15 protein-coding genes are annotated in these 14,933 nt (G+C 71.6%); 6 read left to right on the forward strand and 9 right to left on the reverse strand.

Features of this window, described 5'->3' with window-relative positions; genetic code table 11:
* Positions 1-64: 64 nt before the first annotated feature.
* From fabF to RDV84_RS23660, 8 genes are all read right to left on the reverse strand, one after another.
* Positions 65-1,318: a beta-ketoacyl-ACP synthase II gene (gene fabF / locus RDV84_RS23625; protein ID WP_057946983.1), complete on the reverse strand. Its 1,254-nt coding sequence runs from the start codon at positions 1,316-1,318 to the stop codon at positions 65-67.
* A 317-nt stretch (positions 1,319-1,635) separates the two neighbouring features.
* Positions 1,636-1,875 carry an acyl carrier protein gene (acpP, locus tag RDV84_RS23630; protein WP_031373652.1) on the reverse strand — a complete coding sequence of 80 codons (240 nt, stop codon included), beginning with the start codon at positions 1,873-1,875 and terminating at the stop codon, positions 1,636-1,638.
* A gap of 130 nt (positions 1,876-2,005) precedes the next feature.
* Positions 2,006-2,752 (reverse strand): 3-oxoacyl-ACP reductase FabG, encoded by a 747-nt coding sequence (fabG, locus tag RDV84_RS23635; RefSeq protein WP_057946982.1) that lies wholly within the window; start codon positions 2,750-2,752, stop codon positions 2,006-2,008.
* Positions 2,753-2,912: 160 nt separating this feature from the next.
* On the reverse strand, positions 2,913-3,854 hold the full coding sequence (fabD, locus tag RDV84_RS23640) for an ACP S-malonyltransferase (RefSeq protein WP_309151827.1): 942 nt from the start codon (positions 3,852-3,854) through the stop codon (positions 2,913-2,915).
* A 342-nt stretch (positions 3,855-4,196) separates the two neighbouring features.
* On the reverse strand, positions 4,197-5,000 hold the full coding sequence (locus RDV84_RS23645; protein WP_250443606.1) for a BUD32 family EKC/KEOPS complex subunit: 804 nt from the start codon (positions 4,998-5,000) through the stop codon (positions 4,197-4,199).
* Between the two features lie 93 nt (positions 5,001-5,093).
* Positions 5,094-6,074, reverse strand: coding sequence for a beta-ketoacyl-ACP synthase III (locus tag RDV84_RS23650; RefSeq protein WP_057946980.1), 981 nt, complete (start codon positions 6,072-6,074; stop codon positions 5,094-5,096).
* Between the two features lie 262 nt (positions 6,075-6,336).
* Positions 6,337-6,531 carry a 50S ribosomal protein L32 gene (gene rpmF, locus RDV84_RS23655; protein ID WP_057946979.1) on the reverse strand — a complete coding sequence of 65 codons (195 nt, stop codon included), beginning with the start codon at positions 6,529-6,531 and terminating at the stop codon, positions 6,337-6,339.
* Between the two features lie 125 nt (positions 6,532-6,656).
* Positions 6,657-7,181 carry a YceD family protein gene (locus RDV84_RS23660; RefSeq protein WP_057946978.1) on the reverse strand — a complete coding sequence of 175 codons (525 nt, stop codon included), beginning with the start codon at positions 7,179-7,181 and terminating at the stop codon, positions 6,657-6,659.
* A 139-nt stretch (positions 7,182-7,320) separates the two neighbouring features.
* On the opposite strand from RDV84_RS23660, the gene RDV84_RS23665 reads away from it, so the two are divergent.
* Complete coding sequence (locus tag RDV84_RS23665; protein ID WP_057946977.1) at positions 7,321-7,677, forward strand: hypothetical protein; 357 nt, start codon at positions 7,321-7,323, stop codon at positions 7,675-7,677.
* 3 nt (positions 7,678-7,680) lie between these two features.
* Entirely contained in the window at positions 7,681-8,256 is a 576-nt protein-coding gene (locus RDV84_RS23670; RefSeq protein ID WP_057946976.1) for a Maf family protein, read from the forward strand.
* A 111-nt stretch (positions 8,257-8,367) separates the two neighbouring features.
* Here RDV84_RS23670 and RDV84_RS23675 read toward each other — a convergent pair whose 3' ends face one another.
* Complete coding sequence (locus tag RDV84_RS23675; protein WP_309151828.1) at positions 8,368-10,212, reverse strand: glycosyltransferase family 39 protein; 1,845 nt, start codon at positions 10,210-10,212, stop codon at positions 8,368-8,370.
* A 210-nt stretch (positions 10,213-10,422) separates the two neighbouring features.
* Between RDV84_RS23675 and RDV84_RS23680 the strand changes: the two genes are divergently transcribed.
* The 4 genes from RDV84_RS23680 (at position 10,423) to RDV84_RS23695 (ending at position 14,882) form a co-directional block, all read left to right on the forward strand.
* Positions 10,423-11,391: an AAA family ATPase gene (locus tag RDV84_RS23680; RefSeq protein ID WP_057946974.1), complete on the forward strand. Its 969-nt coding sequence runs from the start codon at positions 10,423-10,425 to the stop codon at positions 11,389-11,391.
* A gap of 74 nt (positions 11,392-11,465) precedes the next feature.
* Entirely contained in the window at positions 11,466-12,398 is a 933-nt protein-coding gene (locus tag RDV84_RS23685) for a DUF58 domain-containing protein (protein ID WP_309151829.1), read from the forward strand.
* On the forward strand, positions 12,391-14,397 hold the full coding sequence (locus RDV84_RS23690; protein ID WP_309151830.1) for a transglutaminase TgpA family protein: 2,007 nt from the start codon (positions 12,391-12,393) through the stop codon (positions 14,395-14,397). The genes RDV84_RS23685 and RDV84_RS23690 overlap by 8 nt, the downstream gene beginning before the upstream one ends.
* Positions 14,394-14,882 (forward strand): Slp family lipoprotein, encoded by a 489-nt coding sequence (locus tag RDV84_RS23695; RefSeq protein ID WP_057946972.1) that lies wholly within the window; start codon positions 14,394-14,396, stop codon positions 14,880-14,882. Before RDV84_RS23690 ends, RDV84_RS23695 begins: the two co-directional genes overlap by 4 nt.
* The last annotated feature ends 51 nt before the right edge of the window (positions 14,883-14,933 follow it).

Consider the following 14,933-nt stretch of genomic DNA (forward strand, 5'->3'; position numbering starts at 1 on the left):
TCGCGCAAAGAAAAACCCGCGGAACCGAAGCTCCGCGGGTTTTTCCGAACAACCGAACCCAGGGTCAGACGCGCTTGAACACCAGCGTGCCGTTGGTGCCGCCGAAGCCGAACCCGTTCGATACCGCCACGTCGATCTTCTTCTCGCGCGCCACGTTCGGCACGTAGTCCAGATCGCAGCCCTCGCCCGGTTCGTCGAGGTTGATGGTCGGCGGGATGATGCCGTGGTGCAGCGCCAGCACCGAGAAGATCGCCTCGGCGCCGCCGGCCGCGCCGAGCAGGTGCCCGGTCATCGACTTGGTCGAGCTGACCATCATCTTGTAGGCGTGATCGCCGAGCGCGCGCTTCATCGCCAGGGTCTCGGCGAGGTCGCCGAGCGGGGTCGAGGTGCCGTGCGCGTTGAGGTACTCGACCTGCTCGGGATTGATCCCGGCGTCCTTGAACGCGGCGACCATGCAGCGCGCCGGACCCTCGCCGTTCTCGCTCGGCGCGGTCATGTGGAACGCGTCGGAGCTGGCGCCGAAGCCGGCCAGCTCGCAGTAGATGCGCGCGCCGCGCGCCTTGGCGCGTTCGTACTCTTCCAGGATCAGGATGCCGGCGCCGTCGCCGAGGACGAAGCCGTCGCGATCCTTGTCCCACGGCCGCGAGGCGCGGGCGGGATCGTCGTTGCGGGTCGACATCGCCTTCATCGAGCAGAAGCCGCCGACCGAGGTCGGCGAGGAGCCGCGCTCGGCGCCGCCGGCGACCATCACGTCGGCGTCGCCGTACTGGATCATGCGCATCGCCACGCCGATGGAATGGTTGGAGGTGGCGCAGGCCGAGACCGCGGAGAAGTTCGGGCCCTTGGCGCCGGTGATCAGCGAGATCTGCCCCGGCAGCATGTTGATGATGGTGCTGGGCACGTAGAACGGCGAGATCTTGCGCGGGCCGCCCTCGTGGTACTTGATCGTCTGCTCTTCGATGCCGAGCAGGCCGCCGATGCCCGAACCGACCAGCGCGCCGATGCGCTCGGCGTTGGAGTCGTCGACGACGATGCCGGCGTCCTGCAACGCCATCAGCGAGGCGGCGACGCCGTAATGGATGAACTCGTCCATCTTCTTCGCGTCCTTCGTGCTCACCCCGTAGCGGGTGATGTCGAAGTCGCGCACTTCGCCGGCGATGCGGGTGGTGAACGCGGCGGGATCGAAATGGGTGATCGGACCGATGCCGCAGCGGCCGTTGACGATGCCGTCCCAGCTGCTGGCGACGTCGTTGCCGAGCGGAGAGACGAGGCCGAGGCCGGTGACGACCACGCGGCGGTTGAAGGAACGGTTGGACATTCAGCCTTACCTCTTGGGAGCAATCTTGTTTGGAACGGATCGGTCTGGTTCGGAGCGGGTCGGTCTTGCCGGCGCCAGGTCGAGCGCGATCCGGGCCGATCGGCCCGCCGCGTCCCGGCCGCGCGGCCCGCGCGACGCGGCGACCGTACGCCGCCCGACGCTACGCCGGCGTATCGACCGGCCGGAAAAGCACGGGGCCGCAATGCGGCCCCGGTTGGTTGCTTGTCGATCCATTGCGATGGTCGTGCGATGGTCGCCGCAACGCATGCCGTCGGACGCCGCGCGCGAAAGCTCGTGCGCGGGCCCGTCGCGGCGGATTACGACTTGACGTGCGCCTTGACGTAATCGATCGCCTGCTGCACCGAGGTGATCTTCTCGGCCTCTTCGTCCGGGATCTCGCACTCGAACTCTTCCTCGAGCGCCATCACCAGCTCGACCGTGTCGAGCGAATCCGCGCCGAGGTCGTCGACGAACGAAGCGTTGTTGGTGACCTCTTCTTCCTTGACGCCCAGCTGTTCGACCACGATCTTCTTGACGCGTTCTTCGATGCTGCTCATGGATGCTGCTCCTCCCGTGAGGGGTTTTTCGATGGGATAGTCTAATGGAATCGGGATGTTTCGCGAGACCGGCGCCCGGCATCGGCGAAACCCCTTTGGGTTCAATCGCTTACTAGCCTACGTCAAGGCCTTACGGCATGTACATGCCGCCATTGACGTGCAGCGTTTCGCCGGTGATGTAGCCGGCCCCGGGGCCGGCCAGGAACGCCACCGCGCGGGCGATGTCGGCCGGTTCGCCGAAGCGGCCCAGCGCGATCTGGTCGAACATGGCCGTCTTCGCGTCCTGCGGCAGGTCGCGGGTCATGTCGGTGTCGATGAATCCGGGCGCGACGACGTTCACGGTGACCCCGCGGCTGCCGATCTCGCGCGCCAGCGATTTGCTGAAGGCGATCACGCCGGCCTTGGCGGCGGCGTAGTTGGCCTGGCCCGGGTTGCCGGTCACGCCGACCACCGAGGCGATGTTGATGATCCGGCCCTTGCGCGCCTTCATCATCGAGCGCATCACCGCCTTGCTGGTGCGGTAGACGCTGCTGAGATTGGTGTCGAGGATCGCTTGCCAGTCCTCGTCCTTCATCCGCATGAGCAGGTTGTCGCGGGTGATGCCGGCGTTGTTGACCAGGATCGAGATCGCGCCGATCTCCTTGGCCACCGCGTCGAGCAGGGACTCGACCGAGGCCGGATCGGCCACGTTCAGGACCCGGCCGTGGCCGCCGTGCGCGGCCAGGCGCTCGCCGATGGCGGCCGCGCCGGATTCGCTGGTGGCGGTGCCGATCACGGTCGCGCCCTGCGCGGCCAGTTCGTCGGCGATCGCCGCGCCGATGCCGCGGCTGGCGCCGGTGACCAGCGCGATTTCGCCCGAAAGCGGGGTCGTGCTCATTTGTCTCACTCCGTAGTGCTGGCTCGTGGTTGCGCCGCTGCTGGTAACCGCCGCGTCCTGCGATCCCGCCCGCCGGGCGCGCGGCCCGGGCGCGGCCAGCCTACAGGCTGGCGTCGCGGTTGAGTAGCGCGCGCGGCGCGAAAGGTGCGGCCGTGCGGGCTCAGCGCCACTCGGCCAGGGCGGTCTCGAACTCCGCCGGGGTGCCGATGGCGCGGCCGTCGATGGACTTGTCGATGCGCTTGACCAGCCCGGTCAGGACCTTGCCCGGCCCGCACTCGGCGGTGCGCTGGACGCCGGCGGCGGCCAGCGCCTGGACGCAGCCGGTCCACTGCACCGGCAGGTACAGCTGGCGGACCAGGGCGTCGCGGATCGCCTCGACGCTGGCATGGACCTGGGCGTCGACGTTCTGCACCACCGGCAGGCCCGGCAGGCGCCACTCCAGCCCGGCCATGGCCTCGGCCAGGCGGTTGGCGGCTTCGCGCATCAGCGGGGTGTGCGAGGGCACGCTGACGGCCAGCTTGACCGCCTTGCGCACGCCGGATTCGGCCAGCCGGGTCAGGGCCTTGTCGACCGCGCCGGCGTGGCCGCCGATCACGATCTGGCCCGGCGAGTTGTAGTTGGCCGGGACCACCACCTCGCTGCCGGACACGGCCTGGCAGATCTCCTCGACCAGGGCGTCCTCGGCGCCGAGCACGGCGGCCATGGCGCCGACCCCGGCCGGGGCGGCTTCCTGCATCAGCTGGCCGCGCAGGCGCACCAGGTGCGCGCCGTCGCGCAGCGACAGCGCGCCGGCGGCGACCAGCGCGGTGTACTCGCCGAGGCTGTGCCCGGCCAGCAGCGCCGGCTGCGCGCCGCCGCCGGCCTGCCACAGCCGCCACACCGCCACCCCGGCCGCGAGCAACGCCGGCTGGGTGTATTCGGTGCGGTTGAGCATTTCTTCCGGGCCGCCCTGGCTCAGCGCCCACAGGTCGACGCCGGCGCCGTCGCTGGCCTCGGCGAAGGATTCGCGCACGCCCGCGTGCAGTTCCGACAGCTCGGCCAGCATGCCCAGCGATTGCGAGCCCTGACCGGGGAAGACGAAAGAAAGTCGCTGGTCGCTCACGCGCACTGCCGTATCGATAGGGAGCGCGCATGATACGGGCGAACCGCGGCGAACGTCTGTACCCGGCGGTACGGCGTCACAGCGCGTCGCAAAGTGACGCGAGCGGTTGTGCGCGATCGGCGGTTTCGTCGCGCGCATCGCCGACCTCGACGCAGATGGAAGTCCGACTGCAGGAGCTGCGCAAGCTGCGACCGCGAATCCGCAATTACGACGCAAGCGAGATTTCGCGGTCGCAGCTCGCGCAGCTCCTACAGTCGGGCCTTCAGCGGCGCGGCGATCGGCTGGATGCAGAAGGCCGCGGGTCGCCCCGCGGCCTTCGGTGCGCCGCCAGCAGCGCCGGGATCAGTCGATGAACTCGGCCATCTGCCGGATCGAATCGAAATCGCGGTCCGGGGCGAAGTCCACGCCCAGGCCGATCAGCACCGCGCACAGCGCCCACACCCAGGCCGCGCGACGCAGCGCCTGCACCGCGCCGCCGAGTCCGCGCGCGCGCCGGCCGAGCCAGCGGGTCAGCGATTGCACGAAGCCGAGCCGGTCGGCGGCGTCGCCGAGGCCGCGGCGCACTTCCTCGGCGCCGCCGCGCAACGACTCGGCGATGATCGCGCTGAGCTCGCGGTCGGGATCGCGGAAGTAACGCGAGGTGCCGGCGGCGAAGATCAGCCAGTCGCGGATCTGCGCCTGCTGCACGCTCATGACCTCGGCCGGGTCTTCCTCGAAATCGATGAAACCGATGCGGCCGTGCTCGTCGACGGTGAGGTTGCGCGCCAGCGGCTGGCCGATGTAGCCGCCGCGCGCGTGCACCTGGGCCAGCGCGCGCGCGGCTTCGGTGACCAGACGGTAGGCCTCTGGCGGCGAAGACCGGCGCAGGCGCGCCGACAGCGTCTCGCCGATGTCGCTCAGCAACAGGTAGGTGTCGCCTTCGCCGAGGATGCTGGGCACGCGCACGTCGACCGCGGCCAGTTCCTGCAGGCGGCGCTGCTCGGTCTGGCGCGCGTCGGCGCCGACCCGGTGCGGCGGCGGCCGCAGCGACGGCACGCCGAGCCGGCGCGCGGTCAGTTCCAGCGCGCGCAGGCGCAGGCGGCGGCTGCCGCCGCCATAGGATTTGAGCCAGGCCGTGCGGCCTTGCAGGTTCAGACGGGTCACCATGACGCGAGTCCTTGTGCGTGGCGCCGCGCGCGGGCGCTCCGGCCCGTGGACGGGACGCCGCTCCACGCAGGAGCGGACGCCCCTGTTAACGCATTAGTAACGCAGCAGCGCCGACCCCCAAGTGAAACCGCCGCCGAAGGCCTCAAGCAGCAAAAGCTGGCCGCGCTGGACCTTGCCCGAGCGCACCGCTTCGTCCAGCGCCAGCGGCACCGAACCCGAGGAGGTGTTGCCGTGCTTGTCGACGGTGACGATCACCCGCTCCATCGGCATGTCCAGGCGCTTGGCCGTGGCCTCGATGATGCGCAGGTTGGCCTGGTGCGGAATCAGCCAGTCGATCTCGTGGCGGTCCAGGCCGTTGGCTTCCAGGGTCTCCTCGACCACCGAATCCAGCGCCTTGACCGCGTGCTTGAACACTTCGTTGCCGGTCATCAGCACGCGCACGCCGGCGTTGTGCTCTTCCGGCTTGAACCCGGCCGAGACGCCGACCGGATTCCACAGCAGCTCCTTCTTGCCGCCGTCGGCGTGCAGATGGGTGCTGAGGATGCCGGTCTCGCTGTCGGCCTTGAGCACGACCGCGCCGGCGCCGTCGCCGAACAGCACGCAGGTCGAGCGATCGGTCCAGTCGAGCATGCGGGTCAGGGTTTCGGCGCCGACCACGAGCACGGTCTTGGCCGCGCCGGACCGGATGAACTTGTCGGCCACGGTCAGCGCGTAGACGAAGCCCGAGCAGGCCGCGTTGACGTCGAACGCCGGGCAGCCGTTGGCGCCGAGGCGGTGCTGCAGCAGGCAGGCGCTCGACGGGAAGATCAGGTCCGGGGTGGTGGTGCCCAGGATGATCAGATCGATCTCCTCGGGCGTCGTGCCGGCGGCTTCGAGCGCGCGCAGCGAGGCCTGGTAGGCCAGGTCGACGGTGGTCTCGCCTTCGGCGGCGACGTGGCGCTGGCGGATGCCGGTACGGGTCCGGATCCATTCGTCGCTGGTCTCGACGCGCTTGGCGAGCTCGTCGTTGGTCACCACCTGGGCCGGCAGGTAGCTGCCGGTGCCCGCGATCCGGGCGTAAATCCGATCTGTCATCACCGCTCCGCGGAGTTGCCGGGGCGGCCTGTGCGGGGACGAAGGCGCGAACGCGCGCGCACCCGCAGGCCACCGGAAAACAGGACCGCCAGCGCAAAGCTGGCGGAAGACGAAACCGCGGAAGCCGCAGGTCTGTGGTCGCGCGGGACCGCCGCGGGGGCGGCCCGATCGGTGCCGGCGCGATGCCGTCGGGCATCCTCCGCCGGCCCAGATCGCGGCGACGCGCGCCAACTCCAGCGCGCGCCGCGGCGGACCGGGAGGATTACTCCTCGTCGGCGACGCGCGACTTGGTGTCGATCACCTTCTTGCCGCGGTAGTAGCCGTCGGCGGTGACGTGGTGGCGGATGTGGGTCTCGCCGGTGGTCGGGTCGGTGGCCAGCTGCTTGCTGGACAGCGCATCGTGCGCACGGCGCTGGCCGCGACGGGACGGGGTGACGCGGGACTTCTGAACGGCCATGGTCTTGCTCCGGAAAAGCGGTGGAAACCTGAGGTGGATAGCGTAAGCCCGATTAGCAGGACTCGCTCGATGCCTGCAGGTCGGATGTGGAACTGGATATTTTGCAACAACCCAACGGGTTTGGGTCAGTTGTTCTTCTTCAGCGACGACAGCGCGGCGAACGGGTTGGCGGCGTCCAGCTCGACCTGGGTGGCCGAGAAGTCGCGCTCGACCGCCTCGCTGTCCGGCGCCACCGGGACCACGGGCACGGCCAGGATCAATTCGTCCTCGACCATCTCCGCGGGCCGCAGCATGCCGTCTTCGGGCATCAGCAGCGGCTCGTAACCGGGCGGCAGCGCGGCTTCGTCGGCCTCGTCGCGGATCAGGCCGAGGCGCTGCTCGATCCGGACCGGCATCACGAACCGCTCCAGCGAACGCTGGCACAGCAGCGGCAGTCCGGCTTCGATCTTCAGCTCGGCGTAGGGCACCCGCAGCTCGTCGGTGTCGAAGTCCAGCGAGAACCGGACTTCGCCGTCGACGTCGTACAGCAGGCCCTGCAGGCGCGTCAGCGCCGACAACGGCAGACGGCCTTCCACACCGCGCCGTGCCGCCACCAGGCGCCAGGCATCCAGAACTTCGGGCACCCGCCCAGGTGGCACTTCGGCTGACATAAGCCGCGAAATGGTAGAGATGGCGCGGGCCTGTGTCAAACCGGTGACGCGGCGCAAGTCCCGGGCCGGTCAGGGATTTGCCCCTGGCCGGCCCGGACGTGCAGACTGCCCGGCCTCGATCCATGCCACGGGCCCGACCTTGGCCATCGCCCTGTTAATCTTCCTGACCACAGCGGCCGCGGCGATCCTGGCCGCCGCCCTGCTGTACCGGCCGCTGCAGCGCCAGCGCGCGGTGCGCGAGGTTCTCGACGCCGCCGACGCCCTGGAAGAGCGCCTGCGCACCGCCCGCGCCGAGATCGAGGCGGTGGCCGGCGACGAAGGCCGCGACCCGGTCGGCGAGGCCATGCGCGAGATGCTGCGCCAGCGCCTGTGGCTGCGCGACCACGGCCGCCAGGCCAGCCTGAACCAGCTCGGCGAGGTCCGCGCTTCGATCGACGCCGCGCGTGGGCGGATCGAACAGCAACTGGTGCAGATCGAACAGGCCCGGCTGAACTGAGCCATGACCCCGCTGATCCTCGCCTCCACCTCCGTCTACCGGCGCGAACTGCTCGCCCGCCTGCGCCTGGACTTCGACGTCGCCCGCCCCGAGACCGACGAAACCCCGCAACCCGGCGAGGCGCCGGCGGCGCTGGCCTGGCGCCTGGCCGAAGCCAAGGCCGCCGCGGTCGCCGCGCAGCGCCCCGGGGCGTGGGTGATCGGCTCCGACCAGGTCGCCGAATTCGACGGCCGGCCGATCGGCAAGCCCGGCGGACGCGACCAGGCGATCGCGCAACTGAGCGCGATGTCCGGGCGCGAGGTGCGCTTCTGCACCGGCGTATGCGTGCTGCGCGACGGCGAGGCCGGCTTGAGCGAACTCGATGTCACCGTGGTGCGCTTCCGCGAACTGGCGTTGGCCGAGATCGAGCGCTACGTCGATGCCGAGCGCCCCTTCGACTGCGCCGGCAGCTTCAAATCCGAAGGCCTCGGCATCGCCTTGTTCGAGGCGATCGAGTCGCGCGACCCGACCGCGCTGGTCGGACTGCCGCTGATCGCCACCGCGCGGCTGCTGCGGCGCGCGGGCTACGCCCTGCCCTGAGCGATCCGCCGCGCCGCGCGCGCGGCAGCGGACGTCGTGCGGCAGCGAGCATCGAGCGGCGCCATCGCGCCGGACGCTGCACGAGAGCGCCCTACCCCGCGCCGCGCCGGCTCAGGGCCGGCGCAGATCGATCGGTTGCTCGGCCCAATCCTCGACGCTGCCGTCGCGCCCGTGCAGGCGCAGGCCCAGCCAGTGGCGGCCGGGCGGCTCGGCATCGAGCTGCACGGTGGCTTCGAAGCCGACCTGCGGATGCTGCGGGTCGCTGGAACGGCGGCCGTCGCGCAGCGTCCAGTACTCGCGCACGCCGATGCGCTCGCGGCCGTAATGGGCCTGCGCCACCACCCGCCCGTCGAGCATGACCTCGACCTTGTCCAGCCCGACCCCGTCCTTGAACGCCCAGCCGGTGACCGCGAACGCGCCCGGTCCGACCCGCGCGCCGGCCGCGGGCTGGTCGATCCAGGCCATCGCCGGCGTCGTGCAGTCGCCGCTGCGCGGCGCGCCGTCGAACGCGAACAGGACGAAGCGCTGGCGGCCGTGATCGACGTTGAGCACCTGCGGCGGCGGCAGCGGGCCGACCATCGCGCACAGGTCGTGATAGCGCTGCAGCAGATTCTTGTAGGCGACCTCGGTGGCGCCGACCACCAGCAGCACCGGGCCCTCGCCCCAGTCGGCGCGGCCGTCGCGGTGCAGGCCCCACAAGCGCAGTTGCGGCGCGCGGCCGTGCTTGTGGTTGATCGGATGATCGAGCACGGCGATGCGCGGATCGTCGAGGGCGAAGCCGAGCTCGGCGCCGACCTTGAAATTGTCGGCGACCAGGCGCGTGCCCGGCGGCATCGCCGCGAGTTTCGCCCGCACCGCGCGCGCCAGCTCGTCCCAGCCGGCGAAGTTGGCCGGGTACCACTTCTCGCCGGCGCTGCGCGCGCGCAACTCCGGCCGCGACACCGCGACGTAATAGCCCAGCATCGCCAGCAGCGCCGCGCCGGCCAGGCCCGCGCACAACCCGCGCGCCCATTCCGGCCAGCGCGCCAGCACCAGCGGCAGCAACGGCAGCAACGCCATGAAACCCGGCAACGGCCAGTGGAAGCTGACCCGCTCGGTGTCGGCGAAAAAGCCGAGCACGAAGAAGCCGAGCACGATCAGGCTGCCGAGCAAGGCGAAGTAGCGCGTCGCCGGCGAGGGATCGCGCGCACCGCGCCAACCGGCCGCGAGCAGCGCGGCGAACAGGAACGGGGTGACCAGCAAGGCCTGGATCGCGACGAACCACAGGCCGTCGGTGTGGAACGCCCACGGATGCCGGTCGACCAACTGGAAACGCAGGCCGGCATCGGCGTTGTCGAGGTTCCAGGCCACCAGCGGCGCCCAGGCCGAGGCGCCGATCGCCACCGCGGTCAGCACGCGCACGTCGCGCAGCGCGCGGCGGCCTTCGGGCAGCAGCATCAGCACCAGGAAGCCGACGCCGATGACCGCGATGAAGCGGTAGTGGCTGAGCGCGCCCAAGGCCAGGCCCGCGGCGAGTTCGACCGCGCTGCGCGCATCGACCTGGCGCAGCAGGCGCGCGCCCGCGTCCAGGCACAGCAGCGTCGCCAGCGCCATCATCGCATCGGGCAAGGCGAGCAAGCCGAGCGTGCCCGACAGCGGCAACAGCAAGGCATAGCTGCCGGCGATCCAGCCGTTGCGCGCGCCGAACTCGCGCGCGGTCACCCGCGCCAGCAGCCAGGGCACCAACGCGGCGATGGCCAGGAACGGCGCGCGCAGCGCCAGCGGGCGGGTGCCGCCCAACTCCACGCCCAGCCGCGCCAGCCACGCGGTCAGTCCGGGCAGGTCGGAATAGGCCGCGGCGGGATGGCGGCCTTCCTGCCAATAGAACGCTTCGTCGACGAACAGCGGCAGCTTGGCGGCGACGGCGAGCTTGAGCAGCAACACCAGCGTCCACAGCGCCCAGAACACATTGCGCATCGCGCTGGCTTCGTCCCTGTCCCGCATCGGCACCCGACCTCGCTACACTCTCGAATGTTTGGGGATCGTCCGCGCCGGCGAGAACGCGATCGCGCCGCGATTTGTTGACGCGCATCGCATAAGCGCGTGCGCCGCATCGCCGACCCTCACGAACCTGACAAAAACGACATCTTCGACTTCACCCGTCTTTACCACACCACGGCAGGCCCGATGAGCGCAGGCAAGATCACCGCAAGCAGCGCGACGCACGACGCGGCCATCCTAACCGATGGCCTGCGCAGCGCCCTCGAACAAGCGCAGGCGCAGGTCAACGCGCTGGTGCTCGGCAAGGCGCAGGCGGTGCGCCTGGCCTTCGTCGCGCTGCTGTCCGACGGGCACCTGCTGATCGAGGACCTGCCCGGCCTCGGCAAGACCACGCTCGCGCATGCGCTGGCGGCGACGCTGGGCCTGGAGTTCCAGCGCGTGCAGTTCACCTCCGACCTGTTGCCGGCCGACGTGGTCGGCGTGTCGGTGTTCGATCCGACCTCGCGCCAGTTCCAGTTCCATCCCGGCCCGGTGTTCGCCCAGGTGCTGCTCGCCGACGAGATCAACCGCGCGCCGCCGCGCACGCAAAGCGCGCTGCTGGAAGCGATGGCCGAGCATCAGGTGACCGTGGACGGGCGCAGCCACCGGCTGCCGGATCCGTTCTTCGTCATCGCCACCCAGAACCCGGTCGACCTGTCGGGCACCTACCCGCTGCCCGATTCGCAGCTCGACCGCTTCCTGCTGCGCCTGCAGCTGGGCTATCCCGACGAAGCCGCCGAGCGCGACCTGCTCGCCGGCGCCGACCGCCGCCACCTGATCGCGCAAGCGCGCGCGCTGCTGAGCGCGCCGGACGTGCAGGCGATCCGCAGCGCGGTCGACGCGGTCCACGCCAGCGAGGCGTTGATCGGCTACGTGCAGGCGCTGCTGGCGCGCAGCCGCAAGCACCCGGGCGTGCGCGTGGGCCTGTCGCCGCGCGCCGGCCTGGCGCTGCTGCGCGCCGCGCGCGCCTACGCGCTGCTGCTCGGCCGCGGCCACGTGGTGCCCGAGGACGTGCAGGCGCTGTTCGCCGCGGTCGCCACCCATCGCCTGGTCGCCGAGGCCGACGCCGCCGCCGACCTGGCCAAGTCGATCCTCTACGCGGTGGCCGTGGATTGAGCGCGGCCCCGGCCCGCGCCGACGCCGCGCCCGCCCCCGCCGCGCGCAGCCTATGGCGGCGCGGGCGCGCGCGCATGCACGCCTGGACCCGGCCGCGCCTGCCCGAGGCGCTGCCGGTCCAGTTCGACCGTCGCCGCATCTACGTGCTGCCGACCGGCTTCGGCGCGTTCTACGGCGCGCTGCTGACGGCGATGATCCTGGGCGCGCTGAACTACAACAACAACCCGGCCTTCCTGCTGGCGCTGCTGCTCGGCGGCGCCGGGCTGGCCAGCCTGATCGCGGCGCAGTTGCAACTGGCCGGGCTGCGCATCGTCGCGGTCGACGCCGAGCCGGTGCCGGCCGGCAGCGCGATACGGGTGCGGGTGCACGCGCGCGCCGCGCCGGACCGGCCGCGCCAGGGGTTGCAGGTCGACGACGGGCTCGCCGGCGAACTCGAACCGGCGCGGCTGGACCTGGAACAAGGCGCCGGCGAAGCCGAGCTGCGCATCGCCACCCACCGCCGCGGCTGGTTCGACCTGCCCAAGTTGCGCGTGTCCACCACTCGTCCGCTCGGGCTGGCGCGGGCCTGGTCGCACGTGTGGCCGGAAGCGCCGCTGCTGGTGTATCCGGCGCCGGAAGCGCACGGGCCGCCGCTGCCGGTCGGCGGCGGCGATCCGACCGTGACCCGGCTGCATCCCAGCGGCGACGACGTCCACCATTTGCGCAACTATCGCCCCGGCGACGCGCGCCGTACGATCGCCTGGAAGCATTCGGCGCGGCGCGACACGCTGCTGGTGCGCGAGTACGAACAACCGCTCGGCGCCGACGTCGAACTCGACTGGCACCGCCTGCACGGCCTGCCGCAGGAAACCCGGATCTCGCGCTTGGCGCGCTGGGTCGACGAGGCCGAGCGCGACGGCTGCCGCTATCGCCTGACCCTGCCCGGCCACAACCCGCTCGGCCCCGGCAACGGCGCCGCCCATCGCCACGCCTGCCTGCGCGCGCTGGCGCTGATGCCGCATGGCTGAGGCCCTGCCCGCCGCGGCGCTGGAACCCGGCGCGCGCCGCTGGGCGCTGCTGGCCGGCGCCAGTTGCCTGCTGCCGCTGCTGCTGCAGTTGCCGGCGAAGATCGCCGCGGTCGTCGCCGCGACCGGCCTGGTCGTCGGCGCGCTGTCCTGGCGGCGGCCGCTGCCGGCGCTGGTGCGGCTGCTGCTGGTGATCGCCCTGGTCGGCACGGTGCTGGTGCTGGCGCGCTTCGCCGTCGGCCGCGACACCGGCTGCGCGCTGCTGGCGGCGATGTTCGCGCTGAAACCCTCGGAGACCTACACCCTGCGCGATGCGCGCAGCCTGATCGGCTTCGCCCTGTTCGGCCCGTTCGCGACCTTCCTGCTCGACCAGGGCCCGCTGTCGCTGACCCTGGGCCTGGCGGCCTCGACGTTCGCCCTGGTCACCCTGCAGCGGCTGGCCCAACTCGATGCGCTGGCGTTGCCTGGCCAGCCGCCCGAGCCGGCCGCGCCGGTGCGCCAGCAACTGTGGTCGATCGCGCGCCTGATCGGCATCGGCCTGCCGCTGGCGCTGGCGGTGTTCTGGCTGTTCCCGCGCCTGGCCGCGCCGCTGTGGGGCGTGCCCGACCGCGCCCTCGCCCGCCCCGGCCTGTCCGACCGGATGTCGCCGGGCGAGTTGATCGAACTGATGAACGACGAGACGGTGACCCTGCGCGCGCGCTTCCACGGCGCCGCGCCGCCGACCTCGCAGATGTACTGGCGCGGGCCGGTGCTATGGGACTTCGACGGCCGCACCTGGACCCAGCCGCGCTGGTTCCGCGGCCTGCCGGCGGCGCCGTTCCAGGCCTCGGCCACGGTCTGGGACTACGACCTGGAAGTCGAGGCGACCGACAATCGCCAGTTCGTCGCCCTCGACCTGCCGCTGGCCGCGCCGGCGCGCTCGCAACTGAGTTACGACTACGGCCTGTACGCGGAGCGCTCGCTGACCTCGCTCAGCCGCTGGCGCCTGCGCTCCTCGCCGCCGCGCGCGTTCGAGCCGGAGCTGCGGCCGCTGCTGCGCCGCGCCGCGCTGGAACTGCCGGCCGGCTACAACCCGCGCACCCTGGCGCTGGCCGCGCAGTGGCGGCGCGAGGCCGGCGCCGACGATGCCGCCGTGGTCGAGCGGGCGATGCGCATGTTCCACCGCGAGTTCGCCTACACCCTGGAAACGCCGCTGCTGGGCCGGCACTCGGTGGACGAATTCCTGTTCGAGCAGAAGGCCGGTTTCTGCGAGCACTTCAGCTCCTCGTTCGTGGTGCTGATGCGCGCGGCGGGGGTTCCGGCGCGGGTGGTCACCGGCTACGCCGGCGGCTACTACAACCCGGTCGGCGGCTATTGGCTGGTGCGCCGCTCCGACGCCCACGCCTGGGCCGAGGTGTGGCTGCGCGGGCGCGGCTGGGTGCGCATGGACCCGACCGCCGCGATCGCGCCCGAACGCATCTACGACACCCTCGCCGACCGCACCCCGGGCGCCGGCGGCCTGTTCGGCGGCATCGGCGCGTCCACGCCCTTGTTCAACGTCGGCGACTGGCTGCGCCGCGGCTGGAACGATTTCGTGCTCGGCTTCGACGCCAGCCGGCAGGAGCGGCTACTGCGCCCGTTCGGCGTGGACCGGCTCGACGGCCCGCGCCTGCTCGCGCTGTTCGTGCTGTTCGCCAGCCTCGCCGGCGCCTGGATGATCTGGCTCAGCAGCCGCGGCGAACGCGAGCGCGACCCGGTGCTGCGCGCCTGGCATGCGCTGGGCCGCCGCTACCGCCGGCTGGGCCTGGAGCGCGAGCCGCACGAGCCGGCCCTGGCCTGGGCTGAACGCGTCGCCAAGGCGCGGCCGGATCTGGCCGCGCCGCTGCGCCGGCTCAGCCAAAGTTTCAACGATTGGCGGTACGCTGACAGCCAACCCGGGCGGCGCGAAGCCCGAGCACTGCGCAACGAACTGGTCCGGACGCTACGCGCGCACCGCCCGACCCGCACTGGAGAACCTCGATGAACCGCCTCCGTCTTGCCTTGTTAGCCGCCGGCGCCGCGCTGCTCAGCGCCTGCGCCACCGCGCCCCAGCCGCTGCAGGGGGCGTTCACCGCGATCACTCCGTCCGACGCGGCCGCCCGCGACGCCACCGGTTCGGTGGTGCGCTGGGGCGGACGCATCGTCGGCGTCGAGCCGCAGGCCAACCGCACCTGTTTCGAGATGATCTCGACCCGGCTGGGCGACACCGGCCGCCCGTACTGGGCGACCGACGACACCGGCGGCCGCTTCCTGGCCTGCCGCACCGGGTTCTACGATCCGGCACTGTTCGAGAAGAACCGCGAGGTGACCTTCACCGGCCGCATCGACGGCTTCGAATCGCGCCGCATCGGCGAGTACGACTATCGCCTGCCCAAGCTCGACGCCGACGTGGTCTACCTGTGGCCGCTGCGCCAGCAGGTCGACGTGATCGAACGTCCGTCGCCGTGGCCGTGGTGGGGCTGGTGGTGAGTCCCGCGCGCGGCTGAGGCCGCGCCCGTTGGATGCGACGAAGGCGCCCCT

The sequence above is a fragment of the Lysobacter yananisis genome, assembly GCF_031199375.1.
Taxonomy (GTDB): domain Bacteria; phylum Pseudomonadota; class Gammaproteobacteria; order Xanthomonadales; family Xanthomonadaceae; genus Lysobacter; species Lysobacter yananisis.

Excerpts from the sequence above, each read along its gene's own strand:
- fabF (WP_057946983.1), bottom strand. The coding sequence starts at position 1,318 with ATGTCCAACCGTTCCTTCAACCGCCGCGTGGTCGTCACCGGCCTCGGC.
- fabG (WP_057946982.1), bottom strand. The coding sequence starts at position 2,752 with ATGAGCACGACCCCGCTTTCGGGCGAAATCGCGCTGGTCACCGGCGCC.
- RDV84_RS23690 (WP_309151830.1), top strand. The coding sequence starts at position 12,391 with ATGGCTGAGGCCCTGCCCGCCGCGGCGCTGGAACCCGGCGCGCGCCGC.
- RDV84_RS23670 (WP_057946976.1), top strand. The coding sequence starts at position 7,681 with ATGACCCCGCTGATCCTCGCCTCCACCTCCGTCTACCGGCGCGAACTG.
- RDV84_RS23660 (WP_057946978.1), bottom strand. The coding sequence starts at position 7,181 with ATGTCAGCCGAAGTGCCACCTGGGCGGGTGCCCGAAGTTCTGGATGCC.
- rpmF (WP_057946979.1), bottom strand. The coding sequence starts at position 6,531 with ATGGCCGTTCAGAAGTCCCGCGTCACCCCGTCCCGTCGCGGCCAGCGC.
- RDV84_RS23650 (WP_057946980.1), bottom strand. The coding sequence starts at position 6,074 with ATGACAGATCGGATTTACGCCCGGATCGCGGGCACCGGCAGCTACCTG.
- RDV84_RS23680 (WP_057946974.1), top strand. The coding sequence starts at position 10,423 with ATGAGCGCAGGCAAGATCACCGCAAGCAGCGCGACGCACGACGCGGCC.
- RDV84_RS23685 (WP_309151829.1), top strand. The coding sequence starts at position 11,466 with ATGCACGCCTGGACCCGGCCGCGCCTGCCCGAGGCGCTGCCGGTCCAG.
- RDV84_RS23645 (WP_250443606.1), bottom strand. The coding sequence starts at position 5,000 with ATGGTGACCCGTCTGAACCTGCAAGGCCGCACGGCCTGGCTCAAATCC.
- acpP (WP_031373652.1), bottom strand. The coding sequence starts at position 1,875 with ATGAGCAGCATCGAAGAACGCGTCAAGAAGATCGTGGTCGAACAGCTG.
- RDV84_RS23695 (WP_057946972.1), top strand. The coding sequence starts at position 14,394 with ATGAACCGCCTCCGTCTTGCCTTGTTAGCCGCCGGCGCCGCGCTGCTC.
- RDV84_RS23675 (WP_309151828.1), bottom strand. The coding sequence starts at position 10,212 with ATGCGCAATGTGTTCTGGGCGCTGTGGACGCTGGTGTTGCTGCTCAAG.